The sequence below is a fragment of the Euryhalocaulis caribicus genome (genome assembly GCF_000412185.1).
Classification (GTDB): Bacteria; Pseudomonadota; Alphaproteobacteria; order Caulobacterales; family Maricaulaceae; genus Euryhalocaulis; species Euryhalocaulis caribicus.
Window position 1 is genome coordinate 20,112 of the sequence record NZ_ASJA01000019.1, and the last position, 19,708, is coordinate 39,819.

Annotated in this window: 21 protein-coding genes; 11 read left to right on the forward strand and 10 right to left on the reverse strand. The window is 63.7% G+C overall.

The window, feature by feature from the left end; translation table 11 throughout:
* Positions 1-67: 67 nt before the first annotated feature.
* Both L338_RS13835 and L338_RS18030 read left to right on the forward strand, forming a co-directional pair.
* Positions 68-1,828 carry an ABC-F family ATP-binding cassette domain-containing protein gene (locus tag L338_RS13835; protein ID WP_241762268.1) on the forward strand — a complete coding sequence of 587 codons (1,761 nt, stop codon included), beginning with the start codon at positions 68-70 and terminating at the stop codon, positions 1,826-1,828.
* A complete protein-coding gene (locus tag L338_RS18030) occupies positions 1,752-1,961 on the forward strand; it encodes a hypothetical protein (protein ID WP_241762269.1) in 210 nt (69 codons plus the stop codon). Before L338_RS13835 ends, L338_RS18030 begins: the two co-directional genes overlap by 77 nt.
* Here L338_RS18030 and L338_RS13840 read toward each other — a convergent pair.
* The 3 genes from L338_RS13840 to L338_RS13850 are packed head-to-tail and all read right to left on the reverse strand — an operon-like array spanning position 1,958 to position 4,179.
* Positions 1,958-2,227 (reverse strand): I78 family peptidase inhibitor, encoded by a 270-nt coding sequence (locus L338_RS13840; protein WP_161624636.1) that lies wholly within the window; start codon positions 2,225-2,227, stop codon positions 1,958-1,960. The two genes, L338_RS18030 and L338_RS13840, sit on opposite strands and share 4 nt — an antisense overlap.
* Before the next feature lie 14 nt (positions 2,228-2,241).
* A complete protein-coding gene (locus L338_RS13845; RefSeq protein ID WP_022698990.1) occupies positions 2,242-2,691 on the reverse strand; it encodes a DNA polymerase III subunit chi in 450 nt (149 codons plus the stop codon).
* Between the two features lie 9 nt (positions 2,692-2,700).
* A complete protein-coding gene (locus tag L338_RS13850; protein WP_022698991.1) occupies positions 2,701-4,179 on the reverse strand; it encodes a leucyl aminopeptidase in 1,479 nt (492 codons plus the stop codon).
* A gap of 139 nt (positions 4,180-4,318) precedes the next feature.
* Here L338_RS13850 and L338_RS13855 point away from each other — a divergent pair, with 139 nt between their 5' ends.
* The 6 genes from L338_RS13855 (at position 4,319) to rsmA (ending at position 12,075) form a co-directional block, all read left to right on the forward strand.
* Complete coding sequence (locus L338_RS13855; protein ID WP_022698992.1) at positions 4,319-5,440, forward strand: LptF/LptG family permease; 1,122 nt, start codon at positions 4,319-4,321, stop codon at positions 5,438-5,440.
* On the forward strand, positions 5,437-6,549 hold the full coding sequence (locus L338_RS13860) for an LptF/LptG family permease (protein WP_022698993.1): 1,113 nt from the start codon (positions 5,437-5,439) through the stop codon (positions 6,547-6,549). Before L338_RS13855 ends, L338_RS13860 begins: the two co-directional genes overlap by 4 nt.
* 91 nt (positions 6,550-6,640) lie before the next feature.
* On the forward strand, positions 6,641-8,869 hold the full coding sequence (locus tag L338_RS13865; protein ID WP_022698994.1) for an LPS-assembly protein LptD: 2,229 nt from the start codon (positions 6,641-6,643) through the stop codon (positions 8,867-8,869).
* A 106-nt stretch (positions 8,870-8,975) separates the two neighbouring features.
* Positions 8,976-10,220 (forward strand): peptidylprolyl isomerase, encoded by a 1,245-nt coding sequence (locus tag L338_RS13870; RefSeq protein WP_022698995.1) that lies wholly within the window; start codon positions 8,976-8,978, stop codon positions 10,218-10,220.
* Positions 10,221-10,249: 29 nt separating this feature from the next.
* Positions 10,250-11,236, forward strand: a complete 987-nt coding sequence (gene pdxA / locus L338_RS13875) for a 4-hydroxythreonine-4-phosphate dehydrogenase PdxA (protein ID WP_033311480.1) — start codon at positions 10,250-10,252, stop codon at positions 11,234-11,236.
* Positions 11,233-12,075 carry a 16S rRNA (adenine(1518)-N(6)/adenine(1519)-N(6))-dimethyltransferase RsmA gene (rsmA, locus tag L338_RS13880; protein ID WP_022698997.1) on the forward strand — a complete coding sequence of 281 codons (843 nt, stop codon included), beginning with the start codon at positions 11,233-11,235 and terminating at the stop codon, positions 12,073-12,075. Before pdxA ends, rsmA begins: the two co-directional genes overlap by 4 nt.
* Here the strand turns inward: rsmA and gmk are convergent.
* From gmk to fabD, 7 genes are all read right to left on the reverse strand, one after another.
* Positions 12,062-12,706 (reverse strand): guanylate kinase, encoded by a 645-nt coding sequence (gene gmk, locus L338_RS13885; RefSeq protein WP_022698998.1) that lies wholly within the window; start codon positions 12,704-12,706, stop codon positions 12,062-12,064. The genes rsmA and gmk overlap by 14 nt on opposite strands.
* On the reverse strand, positions 12,696-13,577 hold the full coding sequence (locus tag L338_RS13890) for a YicC/YloC family endoribonuclease (protein WP_022698999.1): 882 nt from the start codon (positions 13,575-13,577) through the stop codon (positions 12,696-12,698). The genes gmk and L338_RS13890 overlap by 11 nt, the downstream gene beginning before the upstream one ends.
* Positions 13,574-14,605, reverse strand: coding sequence for an endolytic transglycosylase MltG (gene mltG, locus L338_RS13895; RefSeq protein WP_022699000.1), 1,032 nt, complete (start codon positions 14,603-14,605; stop codon positions 13,574-13,576). The genes L338_RS13890 and mltG overlap by 4 nt, the downstream gene beginning before the upstream one ends.
* The gene (gene fabF, locus L338_RS13900) at positions 14,602-15,891 is read right to left on the reverse strand and encodes a beta-ketoacyl-ACP synthase II (protein WP_022699001.1); all 1,290 of its coding nucleotides are present in this window, start codon (positions 15,889-15,891) and stop codon (positions 14,602-14,604) included. The genes mltG and fabF overlap by 4 nt, the downstream gene beginning before the upstream one ends.
* Positions 15,892-15,912: 21 nt before the next feature.
* Positions 15,913-16,146, reverse strand: coding sequence for an acyl carrier protein (locus L338_RS13905; RefSeq protein ID WP_022699002.1), 234 nt, complete (start codon positions 16,144-16,146; stop codon positions 15,913-15,915).
* Positions 16,147-16,314: 168 nt separating this feature from the next.
* Positions 16,315-17,052 carry a 3-oxoacyl-[acyl-carrier-protein] reductase gene (gene fabG / locus L338_RS13910; protein ID WP_022699003.1) on the reverse strand — a complete coding sequence of 246 codons (738 nt, stop codon included), beginning with the start codon at positions 17,050-17,052 and terminating at the stop codon, positions 16,315-16,317.
* A 26-nt stretch (positions 17,053-17,078) separates the two neighbouring features.
* On the reverse strand, positions 17,079-18,017 hold the full coding sequence (fabD, locus tag L338_RS13915) for an ACP S-malonyltransferase (protein ID WP_022699004.1): 939 nt from the start codon (positions 18,015-18,017) through the stop codon (positions 17,079-17,081).
* Between the two features lie 258 nt (positions 18,018-18,275).
* On the opposite strand from fabD, the gene rpsF reads away from it, so the two are divergent.
* Genes rpsF through rplI form a run of 3 tightly spaced genes read left to right on the forward strand, consistent with a single transcriptional unit; the run spans position 18,276 to position 19,611 of the window.
* On the forward strand, positions 18,276-18,626 hold the full coding sequence (gene rpsF / locus L338_RS13920; RefSeq protein WP_022699005.1) for a 30S ribosomal protein S6: 351 nt from the start codon (positions 18,276-18,278) through the stop codon (positions 18,624-18,626).
* 16 nt (positions 18,627-18,642) lie between these two features.
* A complete protein-coding gene (rpsR, locus tag L338_RS13925; protein WP_022699006.1) occupies positions 18,643-18,903 on the forward strand; it encodes a 30S ribosomal protein S18 in 261 nt (86 codons plus the stop codon).
* A 15-nt stretch (positions 18,904-18,918) separates the two neighbouring features.
* Entirely contained in the window at positions 18,919-19,611 is a 693-nt protein-coding gene (gene rplI / locus L338_RS13930) for a 50S ribosomal protein L9 (RefSeq protein WP_022699007.1), read from the forward strand.
* Positions 19,612-19,708: the final 97 nt, after the last annotated feature.

Below are 19,708 nucleotides of genomic sequence, written 5' to 3' on the forward strand. Positions count from 1 at the left end.
CTCTAGCAACGGCCCCTGACCCTGTAAAGCAGTCCGCTGCCGAACCCCAACAGTCCGACTCGATAAAATGCTGCACATCAACGATCTGGAATTCACGCTGGAGGGGCGAAAACTCTTTGACGGGGCCAGCGCGCACATCCCCGCGTCGGGCCATGTCGGTCTTGTCGGGCGCAACGGCACGGGCAAGACCACCCTTCTCCGCCTGATCCGCGGCACGCTCGCCCCCGATGGCGGCTCTGTGCGCGTGCGTCAGCGCGCGCGCCTTGGCTGGGTCGATCAGGAAGCGCCGGCCGGCGAGGTTCCGGTCATGGACTTCGTGCTGTCGCAGGACACCGAGCGCGCTTCGCTGCTGGAAGAAGCGGAAACCGCCACCGAGCCCAACCGCATCGCCGAAATTCAGACGCGCCTTGCCGATATCGAGGCCTATTCCGCCGAAGCGCGCGCCGGCGCGATCCTGAACGGCCTTGGCTTCTCGCACGAACAGCAATCGGCGCCGTGCAAGACCTTCTCGGGCGGCTGGCGGATGCGCGTGGCGCTGGCGGGCGCTCTGTTCGCGCGGCCCGACCTGCTGCTGCTGGACGAACCGACCAACTATCTGGACCTGGAAGGCGCGGTCTGGCTGGAGCGCCACCTGTCGCGCTTCGAGGGCGCGGCCCTGATCATCTCCCATGACCGAAGCCTTCTGAACAATGCGTGCGACCGCATCCTGCACCTGATGGACGGCAAGCTGACCGCCTATGAGGGCGGCTATGACGATTTCGAACGCCAGCTGGAGGAACGCCAGCGCCTCGACCTGAAGCTGCGTGACAAGCAGGAGGAGGAGAAGCGCCGCCTGGGCGAGCTGATCGACCGCTTCCGCTACAAGGCCAGCAAGGCGCGGCAGGCGCAGAGCTGGATCAAGCGCATGGAGCGCATGAAGCCGGTCGCCACCTCCATCGCCCACCCGGTCGCGCCCTTCTTCATTCCTGAAAGCACGCGCCGCATGTCGCCGCCTCTGGTGCGCTTCGATCATGCAACGCTGGGGTACGAGCCGGGAAAACCCGTGCTCAGGGACATCAGCCTGCTCATCAATGGCGATGACCGTATCGGACTGCTGGGCCGCAACGGGTCAGGCAAATCCACCCTGATCAAGGCGCTGACCAGCTTGCTGCCGCCGCAGGAAGGGCGCGTCGGCTCTCACAAGAAGTTGCAGATCGCCTATTTCGCCCAGCATGCGCTGGACGCCCTGAACCCGAAAAAATCCGCTTACGAGCACGTTGTCGAACTGATGCCGGAAGCCACGGAGGCTCAGCGCCGCGCGAAGCTCGGCTCGGTCGGCCTGCCGCAAGCCAAAGGCGAGACGCCGGCGGGCGAACTCTCAGGCGGCGAGAAAACCCGCCTGCTGATGTTTCTGGCGACTTTTGAGGGCGCGCATTTTCTGGTTTTCGACGAACCGACCAACCATCTGGATATCGATTCCCGCGCCGCGCTGGCCGACGCCATCAATAATTTCCCGGGCGCGGCGATCATCATCAGCCACGATTTCCATTTCCTCGCCTCGGTCTCCGATCGTCTCTGGCTGGTGGAGAATGGCGGCGTCGAAGCTTTCGATGGCGATCTGGACGATTACCGCCGCTATGTCCTGAGAGGCGAAGACAACCCGGACGGCCCGGCAAAGCCGCAGAAATCCGAAGACGCGCGCTCTGTCCGCCGACGCGACGCCGCCGCCCGCCGGGCCGAAATCGCGCCTCTCAAGAAACGCACGCAGGACATTGAAAAAAAAACTGGAAAAACTGCGCGCCGAGATCGAGGAACTGGACAGCTTGCTGGCCGCGCCGGACCTCTATGAGAAACAGCCAGCAGCCGCCGCGAAGCTCTCACAGTCGCGCGGGCAGACCGTCAAGAAGCTCGAAGAGCTGGAAACCGAATGGCTGGAAGCGGCCGAGACCTATGAACAGGCCAAGGCCGAAATCGAGGCCTAGCCGCAGCGCACGCTTTTCACGCGATCATCGCCATCCAGATAGATGTTCAGGCGATCCGGACGATGGTCCTGCGTGATCATGTCGTCCGGGCCGATGATGCGGTAAGGCGTCGGCAGGCTCGGCTCATGGATCTCGCCTTCCGGCTGGCCCACCATGCTCTGGAACATGGCCGCGCCGCAGGAACCCCGATCAGACGGCGGAGGCGGCGTCTTTCCGGTATTCATATCACCGTCCATGGCCGTGCAGCCATACAACACCGCGATCATGGCCGCGCCCGCAATTATCCCGCCTTTGTCCATCGTCCGTCCTCCGATTGCCGCCAGTAGCTGACGGCCGCATCTTTTGACCGGGCCTCTTTCCATCGCTCGCGCGCGGCGGCGACCGAGTCCTGATCGTTTCCGTCGAACACAAGCGCCACGCGCTCGAATTGTTCCACATCGAACGCGGCGGAGGGGTCTGTGAGGAAAAGAATCTGGGCCGAATTGGCGTTGTCGGCGTCCAGCGTCAGCAGGATCGGCTGACGCTCGGCATCCTCGGAATCAAACCGGCCATGCGGCAGGAACGATTCATCACGATAGGTCCAGAGCAGGCCGTCGAGGGAATCCAGCCGCTCCTGAGAGCCGACGCGCACCAGGGCGCGCCAGCCCTTCTGGAGTGTCTTCTCAAGCAGCGAGGGGAGCGTCTCGTTCAGCGAGGCGCGCTCAAGATGGTAGAACCAGACCTCCCCCATCGCCTCAGCCTATTTCTCCCGGGACGCGGCGAAGCGGTCCAGGATGCGCACGCCCCAGCCGGTGCCCCAGACGGGCTCCCGCGGGTCGTCGCGCTTGTCCTTCATCGCCACGCCCGCGATGTCGATATGCGCCCAGTCGCGGTCCTTGTCGATGAAACGGCCAAGGAACTGCGCCGCGGTGATCGAACCGGCCGCCCGGCCGCCGATATTCTTCATGTCGGCATAGTCAGAATCCAGCAGACGGTCATAGCCATCGGCCAGCGGCAGACGCCAGACCTGCTCCGATCCGTTCTTGCCGGCTTCTTCCAGACCGCTCCACAGCGTGTCGGAATTGGTGAAGACGCCCGCATATTCCTGCCCCAGCGAAATCACCATCGCGCCGGTCAGCGTCGCCATGTCGATCACGCAGGCCGGATCGAAATGCGTCTGGCCGTACCAGAGCGCGTCGCTGAGCACGAGACGGCCTTCGGCGTCGGTATTCTGAACCTCGATCGTCTGACCGCTGGCCGATTTCACGATGTCGCTCGGGCGCGTGGCGTCGCCGTCGGGCATGTTCTCGACCAGTCCGACAATGCCTATCACGTTGACCTTGGCCTTGCGCCCCGCGATGGCGCGCATCGCGCCTGTGACGCCCGCGGCGCCGCCCATGTCAGCCTTCATGTCCCACATGCGGTCGCCGGGCTTCAGCGAGATGCCGCCCGCGTCGAAACAGACGCCCTTGCCGACCAGAAGGATCGGCTTCTCGTCATTGTCGCCGCCCATCCATTTCATAATGGCCAGCTTGGATTCCTTGCGGCTGCCCTGTCCCACGCACAGCAGGGCGTTCATGCCCAGCTCCGCCATCTTCTTCTCGTCCAGGACTTCAACTTCGACGCCCTGCGCCTCAAGCGCCTGACAACGCTCGGCAAAGGCGGCGGGGAACAGCACGTTCGGCGGTTCGCCAACCAGATCGCGGGCCAGCGACACGCCTTCGGCGATATGCTGGTAGCGGCTCCAGGCGTCCTCGCCCGCCGCCGCGTCATCGACAGCAATCTGGAAGGATTCCAGGGACGGTTTTTTGTCGGCGTCCAGATTGGTGCGGTAATGATCGAACCGGTAGGCGGCCATGTGCGCGGCCACCCCGGCGGCCGCCGCATCGTCTGCGCTGACCTTCACGCCGTCCAGACGCAGCGTCAGGGATTTCTCGCCGGAGGCCAGAACGCGTTTCACCGCGCTGGCGGCGATCCGCTCCAGCGCGTCACGGTCCAGCTTGTCCGCCTTGCCGGCGCCGACCACCAGGACCCGGTCCGCTTCAACCCCGCCCGGGGCCAGGATTTCGGCGATCTGGCCGACCTTGCCGCGGAAACGCGAAGCGCCGGTCGCGCGCATCGCCGCGCCGCCGGTCGAATCATTCACGGCGCTTGCAGCAGAGCTCAGGCCGTCGTCTTCAAATGAAAGAACCGCCAGCGAACCTTTGGCGTCAGAGGGATCAACGAAACTTATTTTCATGGCGTCCTCACAATATCGCTTTATTTCGGCGCAGTATGAATTTTCAGCGCCGCATCATTCATATGGGCGTTATGCGCTGTGGTATCCGATCCGGGGCTAGGTTAGAACCCCGCCAACCCGCCTCTGTCAGCCCCGCCCGATGAAGCACCTGCAAGCCTATTTCTTCCGCCAGATCCTTTGGCCTTTCATCGTGGCGCTCGCCGCGCTGACCGGCCTTGCGATTCTGACCCAGAGTCTGGCGAGCATATCCCTGCTCGTGGAGGAGCAGCGGGGCCTTTATATCTTCGTCTATGTGACGGTTCTGGCGATGCCACAGCTGCTTTCGCTGGTCATTCCCATCGCCCTGTTCATCTCGGTCACATACGCCCTGCACAGGCTGCACACGGAGAGCGAGCTGGTGGTCGCCTCCGCTTCCGGCATGTCGCGCTGGGGCGTGGTTACGCCGGCGCTCAGACTGGCCCTGCTGGCCGCGGCGGCGCATCTGGCGATCATGCTGTGGGCGCAGCCCTTCTCCTACCGAGAAATGCGGCGCACTCTGTACGACGCGCAGGCCGATCTCGCCGCCACGCTGGTCAAGCCGGGCGAATTCGTGAAGCCCAGCGACGACCTCACCCTTTATCTTCAGGACGTGCAGCCGGGAGGTCAGCTGACCGGCCTGATGATCGAGGACGCGCGCGACCCGTCCAAGCCGGTGGTCTACATGGCCAAGACCGGGCGGCTGGTGCAGAGCGCGGTGTCGCCGCAGATCATCCTGCAACAGGGCAGCATCCAGCAGATCGAGGATGACGGCCGCCTCTCCTATCTCGATTTCGACACCTACCCGTTCGACCTCACCCGCTTTGTCGAGCCGCAGGGGGAGCTGGTCTACAAACTTTCCGACCGATACCTGCACGAGCTTCTGTTCCCGGACCCCACCGATCACTGGGAAGCGGCGAACCGTGACGAGATGCTGGCTGAAGGCCATTCGAGGATCGCCACGCCCATCCACGACATTGCCGTGGTCCTGATCGCCATTCTGGCCCTGATAGGCGGTGATTTCAGCCGGGTCGGCTATGCCCGGCGAATATGGATCGCCACGGGCGCTGCGCTGGCGGTCCGGTTACTGGGCTTTGCGGCGCAGTCAGCCGCCAATGACGACCCGCTGCTGAATATCCTGCAATACGCCGTGCCGCTGGCCGGCGGCGGCGTCGCCATCGTCATGCTGCTCAACCCCAAAAGACGGGCGCCGCACCGCAACCTGTTCAAGAGGGCGACCGCGTGATCCTGCTCTTCTCCAAGCTGGGGCGTTACCTCTACTCGCAGACGCTGCAGGGGCTCAGCCTCGTGCTGGGCATCGTCCTGACGCTGATTCTGCTGGTCGATTTTGTGGAGCAGACCCGCACCGTCGGAGCGCGGGCGGAGAACGCCAACCCGTTCGCGCTGGGTCAGCTGACCCTGCTCAAGACCCCGATGCTGGTCGAGACCACCCTGCCCTTCATCATCCTGTTCGGCACCATGTACGCCCTGTTCCGGCTGAACCGGCGGTCGGAGCTGATCGTGATGCGCGCCGCGGGCCTGTCCGCCTGGCGCTTCCTGACGCCGCCGCTGGCGCTCGCCATCATTATCGGCCTGCTCGCCCCGGTCGCGCTGAACCCGATCGCGGCCGAGATGAACGCAGAGTTCGAGCAGCGCCGCGCCGAAATGGTGCGCGGCGAAACCCAGACCCAGGTGGTCAGCCAGGGGCGGCTCTGGCTGCTGGGCGGCTCGCCGGGGCAGAAAACCATTATCCGCGCGACCGCGGTCGATCAGGGCAATGACGAACTGATCAACGCCACTTTCTTCTTTTACGAGCCCGATATCGACGGCCAGATGAGCTTTGTCGAACGCATCGACGCGGAGCGCGCCGCCCTGCGCGCCGGGTTCTGGCAACTGGAAAACGCGGTCGAATCATCGCCGGGCGCGCAGCCGCGCGCTCTGGAGGCGGTGTCTTTTCCCTCAAATATTGATTCTGAAACCGTCTTCGATCGGGAGGAACAGGCCAAGTCCCTGTCCTTCTGGCGCCTGCGGGACGCCATGCGCACGGCCGAATCCTCCGGCGCGTCTAGCCGCAATTACGAAATCCGCTTTTTCAGCCTTGCGGCGATGCCCCTGATGCTGGCCGCCATGGCGATGATCGGGGCGGCGGTTTCCCTGCGCCTGGCCCGTCTTGGCGGGGCGCTTCCCCTTGCCGTGCTGGGCGGGGCGGGCGGTTTCCTGCTGTTTTTCACCGACGATCTTCTGGCCGCTATCGCCGAAAGCGGCAGCCTGCCTCCCGCCCTTGCGGCCTCCGCGGCGCCGCTGGCGGCGCTGTTCCTGGCCACCGCCTTTATCGCTCAGATGGAAGACGGATAAGTGTCTGGCCCGTGGACGCGCGCGCCGAGGTCGGCTAACGATCAGGTCTGGCTTAAATACCGTGCGTCGCGGGGAGGATGATCGCCAAATCATGCGGCTGAAATCTACGCTGAAATACGCCGTCGCCGCGACCGCGCTCGCGATTGGCGCTTTCCAGGCCGCGCCGGCCCTCGCACAAGCTGACAGTTCGTTCTTCGCGGAAGGCGGCGTCTATCTGGAAGCCGACTCCGTCACCTATGAGCGGGAGAACGGCCGCTACATCGCGGAGGGCAATGTCGAGGCGCGCTACGAGGAACGCGTGGTCCGCGCCGGACGCGTCGAATACCTGCCCGCGACCGGACAGGTATTCGCCAGCGGCGGCGTCACGATTATCGAGGCGAACGGAACCGTCGAATACGCCCAGGATGTCGAGCTGACGGACGATCTCAGCACCGGCCTGGCTGAAAGCTTCTCCATCCGCCTGCCCAATGACGGCAAGGCCATGGCGTCCTACGCCTCGCGCGAGGGCGAGAAGAACCAGCTGACCAACGCGGTCTATACCGCCTGCCCGATCCCCGAGGACATCTCCGCCAAGCCGACCTGGCGCCTGCGCGCCCGCAAGGTCGTGCAGGATAACGAAGAGGAGATGATCTATTACCGCGACGCGGTGTTCGAGGTGAAAGGCGTCCCGGTCTTCTACACGCCCTTCTTCGCCCACCCCGACCCGGCGGTGGAGCGCAAATCCGGCCTGCTGATGCCGACCTTCGGCCTGTCGTCCAAGACCGGCGCCTGGTACCAGCAGCCGGTCTACTGGGCCGTCACGCCCAGCCAGGACCTCACCGTCACGCCGCGCGTGATGACCAACGTGAATCCGCTGATCGGTTTTGAGTACACCAAGCGATTCTTCTCCGGCATCGTGGAAATGGAAGGCAGCGGCACCTACGAGCAGCTTTTCGATTCCCAGGGCGACAAGTTCGGCGACGAAAAACTGCGCGGCCATATTTTCGGCAGCGGCCTGTTCAGCATCAATGAGGACTGGTCCTGGGGCTTTGGCGTCGAGCGCGTTTCCGATGACCTCTATCTCGACCGGTACGACCTCAATGAAAGCGACACGCGCCGCGGCATCTACGCCGCAGAGCGCAAGCGCCTGATCAGCCAGCTCTTCGTGGCCGGCCAGGACGAAAATTCCTACAACACCGCCGCCGTCGTGGATTTCCAGGGCCTGCGCGCGAACGAGGATGACGACACGCTTCCGCAGGTTCTGCCGATTGTGGAATCCCGCCATTTCTTCGATCTGGATTCTTTCGGCCGGGTCGAGACCGTTTTTGACGGCGTCGCCCTCACCCGCTCGGACGGGGTGGATTACCGCCGGGCGACCGGAGAGCTGGACTGGAAGGCGCGCTGGGTCAGCAGCGGCGGCTTCGTGGCCGAACCGTTCGCATTCGGGCGTGTCGATTTTTACGATATCTCCGATGCGATCGACCCGATCACGCGCGACGAAACCGATGACGATTTCAGCCGCTTGCTCGGCCTTGCCGGGGTCGACCTGACCTATCCGTTCTACCGCCCCGGCGAGTCGGTGGACTGGATGATCGAGCCGCGGGTGCAGCTGATCGCCGCGGCCGGCGACAATGACGATTTCCTCAGCCTGGCGAGCGGCATAACCGCCGGCACCGCAAATCTGGTCAATCAGGACAGCCTGACGCTGGATCTGGGCGAGTCGAACCTGTTCCAGCTGAACAAGTTCACCGGCTTCGACCGCTGGGAAGAAGGTCTGCGGGCCAATTACGGCGCCCGGGTCAGCGCGCTGTGGGGCCGCGACGCCAAGGCGACCCTCTTCCTGGGCCAGAGCCTGCGCGACAACACCGATTTCCTGCCCGAGGAATCGGGGCTGGCCAGCAAGCGTTCCGATTATGTGGTGGAAGCCAGCTATGAGCCGGATCGCCGCTGGAAGCTCGGCACCCAGGTTCGTCTGGACGAAGATGATTTCGAAACCCAGCGTCTGGCGGTCAACGCCCAGTATCGCGGCGAATTTATCCGCGCCTCCGCTGAATACATCAACTTCTCCAATGACTTCTCCCGCCGCGGCCCGCAGGAAGAAATGGACGCCTCGCTGGAATGGTGGGTGCGGGAGAACTGGTCCATCGGCTATGGCGCGAAGATCGACATGGATGAGGGCGAATTCCGCCGGCAATATCTCTCCCTGGGATACGAGGATTGCTGCACGGCCGTCCGGCTGGTCTATCAGGACAACAATGTCTCCGACCGCGCGCTGGGCCCCTCTGAATCGATTGTCCTGCGGTTTTCGCTTAAGAGCCTTGGCGCGTTCGGCACAAGATAAAGCCGCCCCGCAGGGCGCCCGCAAACATTGCGTGAAGCTATGCTTTGGCTATGTTTTCGCGCCGATCACGGTATTTGAATTTCTCTGAACGAAGCGTGTTCCGACCATGAAGCCTATCTGCCTGATTATTGCTTTGGTTCTGTCGCTCGGCGGCGTCGCCGGCGCACACGCTCAAACCGGCGAGGCCGTTGCCGCGGTCGTCAATGACGAGCCGATCTCCACTTTCGACGTGCGCCAGCGCATGTTGCTGATGATCGCCACGACCGGCGCCCAGCCGGACGAGGAAACCCTCACCCGGATGGAGGATCAGGCCCTCCGCTCTCTGGTCGATGAGAAACTCCAGCTTCAGGAGGCCCGCCGTTACGAGGTGGAGGTCACCGAAGAGGAAGTGGACGGCGCTCTTGGCCGTCTCGCACAGCAGAACAATGTCACGGTTGACGACATCCTGGCCGATCTGCGCGCCTCGGGAATCTACCCAAATACGCTGCGCGACCAGATCAAGTCGGAACTGGCGTGGCAGTATCTGGTGGACGGGCGTTATGGCGGCCGGGTTCGCGTTTCCGACGACCAGATCGCGGAAACCCGCGAACGCATCATCAATTCACTGTCCAAGCCGCGCTACCTGATCGCCGAAATTTTCCTGCCGATCCAGAATGTCGGGGAAGAACAGGAAGTCCGCCAGCTGGCCAATTCACTGATCCAGCAAATGGTCGATGGCGCGGAATTTCCGGTTCTGGCGCGTGAATATTCTGCCTCGGCCACGGCTGAGTCTGGCGGCGATGCGGGCTGGGTTCTCTCCGGCGAATTGCGCCCGGAAGTGGAATCGGTGCTGCGCGAGATGCCGGCCGGACGGGTCAGCCCGCCGATCCGTGTGCCGGGCGGCGTCTATCTGATCGCCCTGCGCGCCAAGAATGAAGGCGGCGTGGTCAATCAGCTGCGCCTGCAGTCGATCACCCTGCCGGTGCCGGAAGACGCCACGGCGGAGGAACGTCAGCAAGCTCGCCAGGCGCTGGCGGAAGTCGCCGCCGGCATTGACAGCTGCGACGCCGTGGAAGACGCCGCCGGACAACTGGACGGCGCATTCCCGACCAATCTGGGCTCGCTGTCCGACAACGCCCTGCAGCCGGAAATCAAACAGGCGGTCAGCGGCCTGCAGCCAGTCTCCGCGACCGCCCCGCTGGACACCGCCCTGGGCCTCCAGAGCTTTGTCCTGTGCGACCGTCAGCAATCGGCTGACGGCGTGCCCAGCGACGAGGAAATCGCCAGCCAGCTTCGCGGTCAGCGCCAGTCGCTTCTGGCGCGCGGCTATCTGCGCGATGTTCGCCGCGAATCCACTGTCGACGTCCGGTGACCGCCTCTGGCGACCTGATTGCCCTGACCATGGGCGACCCGGCCGGTATCGGCCCCGAAATCACATTGTCCGCCTGGCGCGCCTTGCGCGAAACCGGCCCCGCCTTTGTCCTGATCGGCGACCCCGAAACGGCGCGCGCGGCGGCAAGGTCCGCCGGCATGGACGCGCCGCGCCTGATTGAAACCGTTAGCGAGGCGGCTGATGTCTTTTCGGACGCCCTCCCCGTTCTGGCCTGTCCGGCCGCGCGGCCTGTGACGCCCGGCAAACCGGACCCCGATAATGCGCCGGCCGTTCTGGACTCCATCCGCCGCGCCGTGCGCCTGACGCTGGATGGGGAAACCGTGGCGGTCGCCACAAACCCCATCGCCAAGTCCGTTCTTTACGCCCACGGTTTCGCGTTTCCCGGCCACACGGAATATCTCGCCCACCTGACCGAAGGCGCCGCCTGGGATGGTCCACGCGGCCCGGTGATGATGCTGTCCGGCGGCGGCCTGCGCACCGCGCTGGTAACCATCCATGTCGGACTGGCCGAAGCCGCGCGCACCATCACCCAAAGCCGTATCAAGGCCGTGGCCCGCGTGGTCCATGACGCCTTGAAGCGGGATTTCGGCATTGCGGCCCCGCGCATCGCCCTGGCCGGCCTCAACCCCCATGCCGGCGAAGGCGGGCGGATCGGCGTCGAGGAAAAATCCATCATCAACCCCGCCGCCGCCGCCCTGCGAAGCGAGGGGATCGACATTTCCGACGCCCGTCCCGCGGACACGATGTTCCATGAGGAGGCCCGCGCGAGCTATGACGCGGCCATCTGCATGTATCACGATCAGGGCCTGATCCCGGTGAAAACGCTGGATTTCCACGGCGGGGTGAACCTGACCCTCGGCCTGCCCATCGCCCGCACCTCCCCCGACCACGGCACGGCCTTCGATATTGCCGGACAGGGAAAGGCGCGCGCGGACAGCCTGATAGCGGCGCTCAGACTGGCGGGCGAGACGGGCGCGCGGCGGCGCGCGGCATGAGTCTGGATACGCTGCCCGGCGTCCGCGACATGGCCGACGCGCACGGTCTGCTGGCCCGCAAATCACTGGGTCAGCACTTCCTCTACGACCTGAACGTCACCCGCAAGATTACCCGTCTTGCCGGGCCGCTTGATGGCGCGCGGGTGATGGAGGTCGGCCCCGGTCCCGGCGGCCTGACCCGCGCCCTGCTGGAAAGCGGCGCGGAAAAGGTCTTTGCCGTAGAAACGGATGAGCGTTTTCTACCGCTGCTGGAAGACATAAACCGCGCCTCCGGCGGGCGGCTGGACGTGATTCACGCGGACGCTTTGACAGTGAATCCGCGCGATTATCTGGGGGACGGGCCATCCGCAATCGTCGCGAACCTGCCCTATAATGTCGGAACTCCGCTGCTGACCGGGTGGCTGACGGCCGATCCGCCGCCCGCGCCATCCATGTCCCTGATGTTCCAGAAGGAGGTCGCGGACCGGATCGCGGCCTCGCCGGGCGGAAAAGACTTCGGAAGGCTGGCTGTTCTGGCGCAGTCGCGGTGCCAGGTTCGGCTTGAAATGACTATCCCCGCACGCGCCTTTACGCCTCCGCCCAAGATCGATTCTGCGGTCGTCCGGCTCGATTTCCTGCCGGAATCAGAGCGTTTTTCGGACATTTCCGCACTGGAAACGGTCACGAAAGCGGCGTTTACGCAGCGTAGAAAGATGCTCCGCAAATCACTTTCAACGCTGGGCGACGCCCATAAACTGCTTGAAATGGCAGAGATTTCCCCTGAGACGCGTCCGGAAACGGTGTCTGTGCAGGCGTTTCAGAGGCTCGCGAAAGTCTGGCGCGAATCTATTTCTGGCTGAGAAGCTGGCCGACAAACTCCGTCAGCCATGTCTGCCGGAAGCGTTTCAGGCGTTCGGCGCGCAGGATCGTGTCCATCTTGGCGGCTGTCGCGTCAAAATCACCGTTCAGCAGGACGTAATCATATTCCGCCCAGTGCGTAATTTCGTCCGCGGCGCCTTCCAGACGCCCCTGAATCACCGCGTCCGTGTCCTGTGCGCGCTTTCGCAGACGCGATTCCAGCTCCGTCATGGACGGCGGAAGGATGAAAATGGAGACGACATCCTTGTCGCGATGCTGGTGAAGTTGCTGTGCGCCCTGCCAGTCTATGTCCAGCAGCACGTCGCAACCGCGCTCCAGTATCTCGATAACCGCCTGTTTCGGCGTGCCGTAATAATTGCCGTGGACCTTCGCCCACTCATAAAACCAACCCGCATCCTTGCGCTTTTCAAACTCGGATTCGGACAGGAAATGATAGTGAACCCCGTCCTTTTCACCCTCGCGCGGGGGCCGTGTAGTGGCCGAAACGGACAGGGTGAGCTCCGGATGACGGCTCATCAGCTCCGATGACAGGGATGATTTCCCGGCCCCGCTGGGGCTGGAAACAACCAGAAGCAGGCCGCGGCGGGTCCGGATCTCGTCCTTATTCGACATTGGCCGTCTGCTCTTTCATCTGATCCACCACCGCTTTGAGGTCCAGCCCGATGCGCGTGAGCTCCATATCGGCGGATTTGGAGCACAGCGTATTGGCTTCACGCATCAATTCCTGGATCTGGAAGTCCAGCTTGCGGCCGCAGGGGGAGCCCTTTTCGATCAACGCCCGAGCCGCTTCAACATGGGCGGTGAGGCGATCCAGCTCCTCCCGGACATCCGCTTTCAGGGCCAGCATGGCTGATTCCGTTGCCAGACGCTCCTCCGGCAGGTCGCCTTCCAGCAGATCGGCCAGCGCGGTTTTGATACGGTCCCGGATCGCAGCGGGTTGCGCCCCGGCGCTGCGGGCGGCCTTTTCCGCCAGCGTTTCGACCGAGGAAAGGTGGTCAAGCAGAACGGTTTTCAGCGCCGCGCCTTCGCCTGCGCGCCCTTCCGCCAGCTCCGACAACGCGGTTTTCAGACCATCAAGCAACGTGGAATCGAGCGCCTTCAGAGCCTCTTCGTCATCGCTTTCCTCAGCGGAGAGCAACATTCCCGGCAGGCCCAGCAAGCCATCCAGCCGCGGTTTGGCGACCTTTCCGCTCTCGATCAGCGGGCCGGCGGCGTCCAGAAGGGCGTTTAGCGCGTCTTCATTGACCGCGGGCTGCGCCTGGGACGCGTCCTGACGAAGCTGCAGATTGGCCTGGATGGAGCCGCGCGCGAAGGTTTTGCGGATCATTTCCCGCGCGGCCGGCTCCAGTCTTTCATGGCCGCCGGGCAGGCGCAGGCGCGCATCCAGCCCCTTGCCGTTGACGCTGCGGACCTCCCAGCGCCAGACCAGCGCGCCGGCCACGCCATCGGCGCGCCCAAAACCGGTCATTCCGTTCAGGCTCACCGGCGGCGCTCCCGTTCAATCTGGCGCCACCGCGCGACATTGCGTTGATGTTCGCGATAGCTGGACGCGAAAACATGCCCGCCCGTGCCGTCTGCCACAAAAAACAGATCATCGGTTTCCGGCGGATTGAGAACCGCCCGGATCGCATCCGCGCCGGGATTGGCGATCGGCGTCTTGGGAAGGCCGGTAATCTGGTAGGTATTCCAGTCTGTTACGGCATCAATTTCCGAACGCCGGATGCCCCGGCCGAGGGGGCGTCCCTGCGTTACGCCGTAAATGATCGTGGGGTCGCTTTCCAGCTTCATGCCGCGCTTGAGGCGGTTCACGAAAACGCCGGCCACGTGGGGCCGTTCAGCCGCGATTCCGGTCTCTTTCTCGACAACCGAGGCCAGAATGATGGCCTCTTCCTGTGTCTGGAAGGGCAAGTCCGGGTCACGGGCGGCCCATAAATCGGCCAGAAGCCGGTCCTGAGCGGCCCGCATCTTGTCCAGCAAAGCCGCACGGTCCGTCCCGCGCTGGACCATATAGGTCTCGGGCAGGATCGTGCCCTCTGCCGGCGGCTCCACCGGATCGCCGCTCAGCACGTCGGCTTCATTGATGATGTCGGCGACCATGACGCTGGGCCAGCCTTCCGGAATGGTTACCGGATGCTGCAACACCCGCCCCTCGCGGATCTGGCGGTAGAGATCGTTTATGCTGGCGCCGGACGGGAAGGCGTATTCGCCGGCTTTCAGGGCGTTTTCACCGCCATCGATTCGCACCGCCCATTCGAAGAATCGCGCATCGGTAACCGCGCCCTCCGCTTCCAGCGTATCGGCAATACGGCCAAGGTGGGAGCCGCGCTCCAGCACCACGATCCGGGGCTGGTTATCGGGCGTTTGCGGCCCGTTTTCAGCAATCTTGTTGTTGAACCAGGCGTAGCCGGCAAGGCCCGCGCCCGCGATGGCGACAGCCAGCACAATCGCCGTGACCAGGAAGGTCAGGAAAATCCGGAAACCGCCCCGGCCGCGCTTGGGCTTTTCGCTCACGACGGAGCGACTAGCACCACCGAGGCGTTGGTGCCGCCGAACCCGAAGGAGTTCGAAAGCGCCGCCTTGACGGGCTTCTCAACCTTTTTATTCGGGGCCAGATTGATCCGCGACTCAACGGACGGATTGTCCAGATTGATGGTCGGCGGACAGACGCCGTCACGGATCGCCAGCGCGCAGAACGCGCCTTCCACAGCCCCCGCAGCGCCCAGCAAGTGGCCGATGGAGGACTTTGTGGAGGACATAACCAGATCGGCGCTGGCGGCTTCGCCGAACAGTCGCTCGACAGCCCGCAATTCGATCTCGTCGCCCAGCGGGGTCGAGGTGCCGTGCGCATTGATGTAATCGATGTCGCCCGGAGCCAGCCCGGCGTCCTCCAGGGCCGCCTTCATGGAGCGGTACCCGCCATCGCCATCCTCGGCCGGGGCCGTGATGTGATGGGCGTCGCCCGAAAGGCCGTAACCCACTACTTCGGCGTAGATCTTCGCGCCGCGCGCCTTGGCGTGCTCCATTTCTTCAAGCACGAGAATGCCGGCGCCTTCGCCCATCACGAAACCGTCGCGGTCCTTGTCATAGGGACGCGAGGCCTCCGTCGGGCGGTCGTTGAAATGCGTGGACAGCGCGCGGCAGCCCACGAACGAGGCGATGCCCAGACGGCAAATCGCCGCCTCCGCGCCGCCTGTAATCATCACGTCCGCATCGCCCCGCTGAATGAAGCGGCTGGCGTCGCCAATGGCGTGCGCGCCCGTGGAACAGGCCGTCACCACGGCGTGGTTCGGACCCTTGAAGCCGTAACGGATGGAAACCTGACCGGAGGCCAGATTGATCAGGAGCGAGGGAATCACGAACGGGCCGATCCGGCGCGGTCCGCTTTTCTCCAGCTCCAGCGCCGCGTCATTGATGGTCTGGAGACCGCCAATGCCGGAGCCGATCAGAACACCGGTGCGCAAACGCGATTCTTCATCCTCTGGCGTCCAGTTCGCGTCCTTGACCGCCTGATCGGCGGCCGCGATGGCGTAGAGGATAAATTCATCGACCCGGCGTTGCTCTTTCGAGGAAAGAGTCTGTTCCGGGTCGAAAACGCCGGCCATGTCAGCCGCGCCGCCGCCGCGCCCGTCAACGCGCGGCACCTGGGCCGCGATCTGACAGGCGAGGTCGGACGCTTCGAAATTTTCGATTTTGTTGGCCCCGGACCGCCCTTCAAGAAGGCGCGACCAAGTCTCTTCGACGCCCGTTGCGAGCGGCGTGACAAGGCCCAGTCCGGTAACCGCAACGCGGCGTTTCATGATCGAGGCTAACGCGTCTGCTTATTTCTTTTCTTCGATGTATTTAACGGCGTCGCCGACCGTCTGGATGTGCTCGGCTGCGTCGTCCGGGATCTCGATGTCGAATTCTTCCTCGAACGCCATGACCAGTTCGACATTGTCGAGCGAGTCCGCGCCGAGGTCGTCGATGAAGCTGGCTTCCGGCTTCACCTTGTCTTCTTCAACGTCGAGATGCTCGACAACAATCTTCTTAACGCGCTCCTGAACGTCAGACATATCAAACCTCTGCTGTGTTTATTGAAGACGCCGGTCTAGGCCGGCCTTTTCCCTGAGGCGACCGCGCGGACTGCAATCCTGTGACCGCGTGATCTGTGTTTCGATTTGTGGCTTACCATGCCTTTTCCAGCTTGACCAGCAAGCCCGAATGGCGCCTCGCAAGGCGCTTTATATCATCGCCATGCCGCCATTCACATGCAGTGTCTGGCCCGTGACATAGCCCGCCTCCTCGCTGGCCAGATAAACGGCGGCGGAGGCGATCTCGTCTCCCGTGCCCAAACGGCCCGAGGGGATTTTCTGCAGGATGGCGTCGCGCTGCGTCTCGTTCAGCTCGTCGGTCATGGGCGATGCAATAAAGCCCGGCGCGATGCAGTTCACCGTCACGCCGCGGCTGGCGACTTCCTGCGCCAGCGATTTCGAGAAGCCGATCATGCCGGCCTTGGAGGCCGCATAATTGGCCTGTCCCGGATTTCCCGTGACGCCGACAATGGAGGTGATTCCGATGATCCGGCCCCAGCGCCCCTTCATCATGCCGCGCATGGCGGCCTTGGAGAGACGGTAATAGGCCTCGAGATTCACCTTGATGACCGTCTCCCAGTCATCGTCCTTCATCCGCATCAGCAGCTGGTCGCGGGTGACGCCGGCATTGGAGATCAGAATATCCAGCCCGCCCATCATTTCGGACGCCTGCCCCGGCAGAGCATCCACGGAGGCGGGATCGGAGAGATTGCATGGCGCGACATGGGTGCGCTCGCCCAGATCCTTCGCCACGTCCTGCAGCTTTTCCTCGCGCGTGCCGGACAGCGCGACCTCGGCGCCCGCGGCGTGAAGCGCCCTGGCGATAGAGCCGCCAAGGCCGCCGGTCGCGCCGGTGACCAGCGCGAGTTTTCCAGTCAGGTCAAACATGTTGTTGCTCCGATTTTTTTCGGGTTCTAGAGCGATTCAGCGAAAGCCTCGAGTTCCTCGGGCTTGTTGATCGTGGTCAGGGTGGCCGACGGCGCGATGCGCTTCACCATGCCGGTCAGCACCTTGCCGGCCCCGACCTCGATGAACTGGTCCACGCCCGATTCCGACATCCATTCCACGCTTTCGCGCCAGCGAACCCGGCCGGTGACCTGTTCGACCAGCAGCTTGGCGATCCGTTCCGGATCGTCTTCCGAGTGCGCGCTGACATTGGACACAATCGGCGCTTTCAACATGCGGAAGCGCACGCTGTTCAGGGCCGCCTGCATTTCCTCCGCCGCGGGGCGCATCAGGGCGCAGTGGAAAGGCGCGGAAACCGGCAGCAGCATCGCCTTCTTCACGCCCAGGCTCTTGGCCGCGTCCAGCGCGCGCTCGACCGCCGGCTTGGAGCCGGAAATCACGATCTGGCCCGGCGCGTTGTCATTGGCGATTTCGCAAACGCCCATATTGGAGCCGGCGGCGCAGGCCCGGTTGGCCTGATCGTAATCGGCGCCCAGCAGGGCCGCCATGGCGCCCTCGCCCACCGGCGCGGCGCGTTGCATGGCCTCGCCCCGGCGTTTGAGCAGCTGGGCGGTTTCGCCGATCGACAGGGCGTCGGCCGCGGCCAGCGCGGAATATTCGCCCAGGGAATGGCCGGCCAGATAGTCAAAGCGCTGGGCGCGGACATGGAATTCCTTGTGCAAGGCGTTGATGGCCGCGAGGCTGACCGCCATCAGGGCGGGCTGGGCGTTTTCGGTGAGGCGCAGCTCGTCCTCGGGGCCTTCGCTGATCAGCTTGAAAAGCTTCTGGTCCAGGGCGTCGTCGACCTCGTCAAAGACCTCCCGGGCGGACTTGAAGCTGTTGGCCAGATCCACGCCCATGCCGACGTGTTGACTGCCCTGCCCCGGAAAAATCAAAGCCATGCCCATAATCGCCGTCTCGCCTCGCTGTTTCGTATTGTTGGAAAAGGGTTCTAGCACGCGCCGGGCGGGCGGCTAAAGCACAGTTCATACGCCTTGAAATAGATTCGGCGACATGTATAACCCCGCGCTTCACAAAGGAAACCGTGGTCTGCCTCCATTGGTCAAAGTCCGTCGCGTGGTGCGGCGGCGGGATGCGCAGAGCCAACGCGGGATTTCAGGCTTTCCCTGGCCTGCCTGCGCCACGGTTCAATGAAAGGGTGAAGCATGCCGCTTTACGAGCATGTCCTGATCGCGCGTCAGGATATTTCTCCCCAACAGGTCGACGAGATCGTTGAGGGACTGAAGTCCGACATCGAAGGCGCTGGCGGCTCGGTCAAGAAGACCGAGTACTGGGGTCTCCGCAGCCTGGCTTTCCGCATCAACAAGAACCGCAAGGGCCACTACGCCTTGATCGGCATGGAAGCGCCGACAGACTTCATCGAGGAAATGGAGCGCAAGCTGCGCATCCACGATGACGTGCTGCGCTACATGACCGTCAAGGTGGACGAGATCGACGAGGAAGAGCCCTCCGCGATCCTGTCCAAGCGCGACACCGGCAAGAAACGCCGCGACTAGGAAAGGCTAGAAAATCATGGCGAAATCAGACGTCAGCATTGAAAACCTTCCCGCGCGCCGCTCGTTCCAGCGCCGCCGGAAAGTGTGCCCGTTCTCCGGCGAGAACGCGCCGAAGATCGACTATAAAGACCCGAAACTGCTGGGCCGCTATGTGTCCGAGCGCGGCAAGATCGTGCCCGCGCGCATCACCGCGGTTTCGGCGAAGCCTCAACGTGAGCTGGCCCGCGCCATCAAGCGCGCGCGCTATCTGGCGCTGATGCCGTACTCCAGCCAGTAGGGAAGGACAAAGACCATGGAAGTCGTACTTCTCGAACGCGTGGAAAACCTCGGCGGCATGGGCGAAGTCGTCCGCGTCAAGCCGGGTTACGCCCGCAACTTCCTGCTGCCGCAGAACAAGGCGCTGCGCGCGACCAAGGCCAATATCGAGCGGTTCGAGCGTGAACGCGACGCCCTCGAAAAGCTGAACGACGAGCGCAAGGCCGAAGCCCAGACCGACGCCGACAAGATCGACGGCAAGGACTTCATCCTGATCCGTCAGGCCGGCGACACGGGCCAGCTTTATGGCTCCGTTTCTTCCCGCGACATCGCCGATGCGGTGACCGGGGAAGGCCACAAGGTCGCCCGTTCGCAGGTCAAGCTGGACATCCCGATCAAGACCATCGGCGTCTACGAGATCGAGATCCGCCTGCATCCGGAAGTCTCCGCGACGATCCGCATCAATGTGGCGCGCACGGCTGACGAAGCCGAGCGTCAGGCCGAAGGCGAGGACATCATCGCCGCCGAGCGTGACGAAGACCGCGCCGCGGCCATCGCCGAGAAGACCGGCCTTTCCGAAGAGGAAGCGGCCGAAATCTTCGAGGAAGGCGCCGAGCCTGAAGAACTCACCGCCGCCGAAGGCGACGTTGAGGGCGAAGGCGAGGAAGCCGAGGCGGAAACCGCCGAGGCCGACGCTGAAGATGCTGACGAAGTTGAGGACAAATCCTGAGTTAGGGATTTGCCAGCAGCTTTAAGACGTTAAGGCGGGTCCCTAACCGGGCCCGCCTTTTCTCTTTGCAGAACAATCCACAGGCTCTCTGCGCGCG

Coding starts and splice junctions, on each gene's coding strand:
- L338_RS13835 (WP_241762268.1), top strand. CDS start 68: ATGCTGCACATCAACGATCTGGAATTCACGCTGGAGGGGCGAAAACTC.
- L338_RS13840 (WP_161624636.1), bottom strand. CDS start 2,227: ATGATCGCGGTGTTGTATGGCTGCACGGCCATGGACGGTGATATGAAT.
- L338_RS13845 (WP_022698990.1), bottom strand. CDS start 2,691: ATGGGGGAGGTCTGGTTCTACCATCTTGAGCGCGCCTCGCTGAACGAG.
- L338_RS13850 (WP_022698991.1), bottom strand. CDS start 4,179: ATGAAAATAAGTTTCGTTGATCCCTCTGACGCCAAAGGTTCGCTGGCG.
- L338_RS13855 (WP_022698992.1), top strand. CDS start 4,319: ATGAAGCACCTGCAAGCCTATTTCTTCCGCCAGATCCTTTGGCCTTTC.
- L338_RS13865 (WP_022698994.1), top strand. CDS start 6,641: ATGCGGCTGAAATCTACGCTGAAATACGCCGTCGCCGCGACCGCGCTC.
- L338_RS13870 (WP_022698995.1), top strand. CDS start 8,976: ATGAAGCCTATCTGCCTGATTATTGCTTTGGTTCTGTCGCTCGGCGGC.
- pdxA (WP_033311480.1), top strand. CDS start 10,250: ATGGGCGACCCGGCCGGTATCGGCCCCGAAATCACATTGTCCGCCTGG.
- rsmA (WP_022698997.1), top strand. CDS start 11,233: ATGAGTCTGGATACGCTGCCCGGCGTCCGCGACATGGCCGACGCGCAC.
- gmk (WP_022698998.1), bottom strand. CDS start 12,706: ATGTCGAATAAGGACGAGATCCGGACCCGCCGCGGCCTGCTTCTGGTT.
- fabF (WP_022699001.1), bottom strand. CDS start 15,891: ATGAAACGCCGCGTTGCGGTTACCGGACTGGGCCTTGTCACGCCGCTC.
- L338_RS13905 (WP_022699002.1), bottom strand. CDS start 16,146: ATGTCTGACGTTCAGGAGCGCGTTAAGAAGATTGTTGTCGAGCATCTC.
- fabG (WP_022699003.1), bottom strand. CDS start 17,052: ATGTTTGACCTGACTGGAAAACTCGCGCTGGTCACCGGCGCGACCGGC.
- fabD (WP_022699004.1), bottom strand. CDS start 18,017: ATGGGCATGGCTTTGATTTTTCCGGGGCAGGGCAGTCAACACGTCGGC.
- rpsF (WP_022699005.1), top strand. CDS start 18,276: ATGCCGCTTTACGAGCATGTCCTGATCGCGCGTCAGGATATTTCTCCC.
- rpsR (WP_022699006.1), top strand. CDS start 18,643: ATGGCGAAATCAGACGTCAGCATTGAAAACCTTCCCGCGCGCCGCTCG.
- rplI (WP_022699007.1), top strand. CDS start 18,919: ATGGAAGTCGTACTTCTCGAACGCGTGGAAAACCTCGGCGGCATGGGC.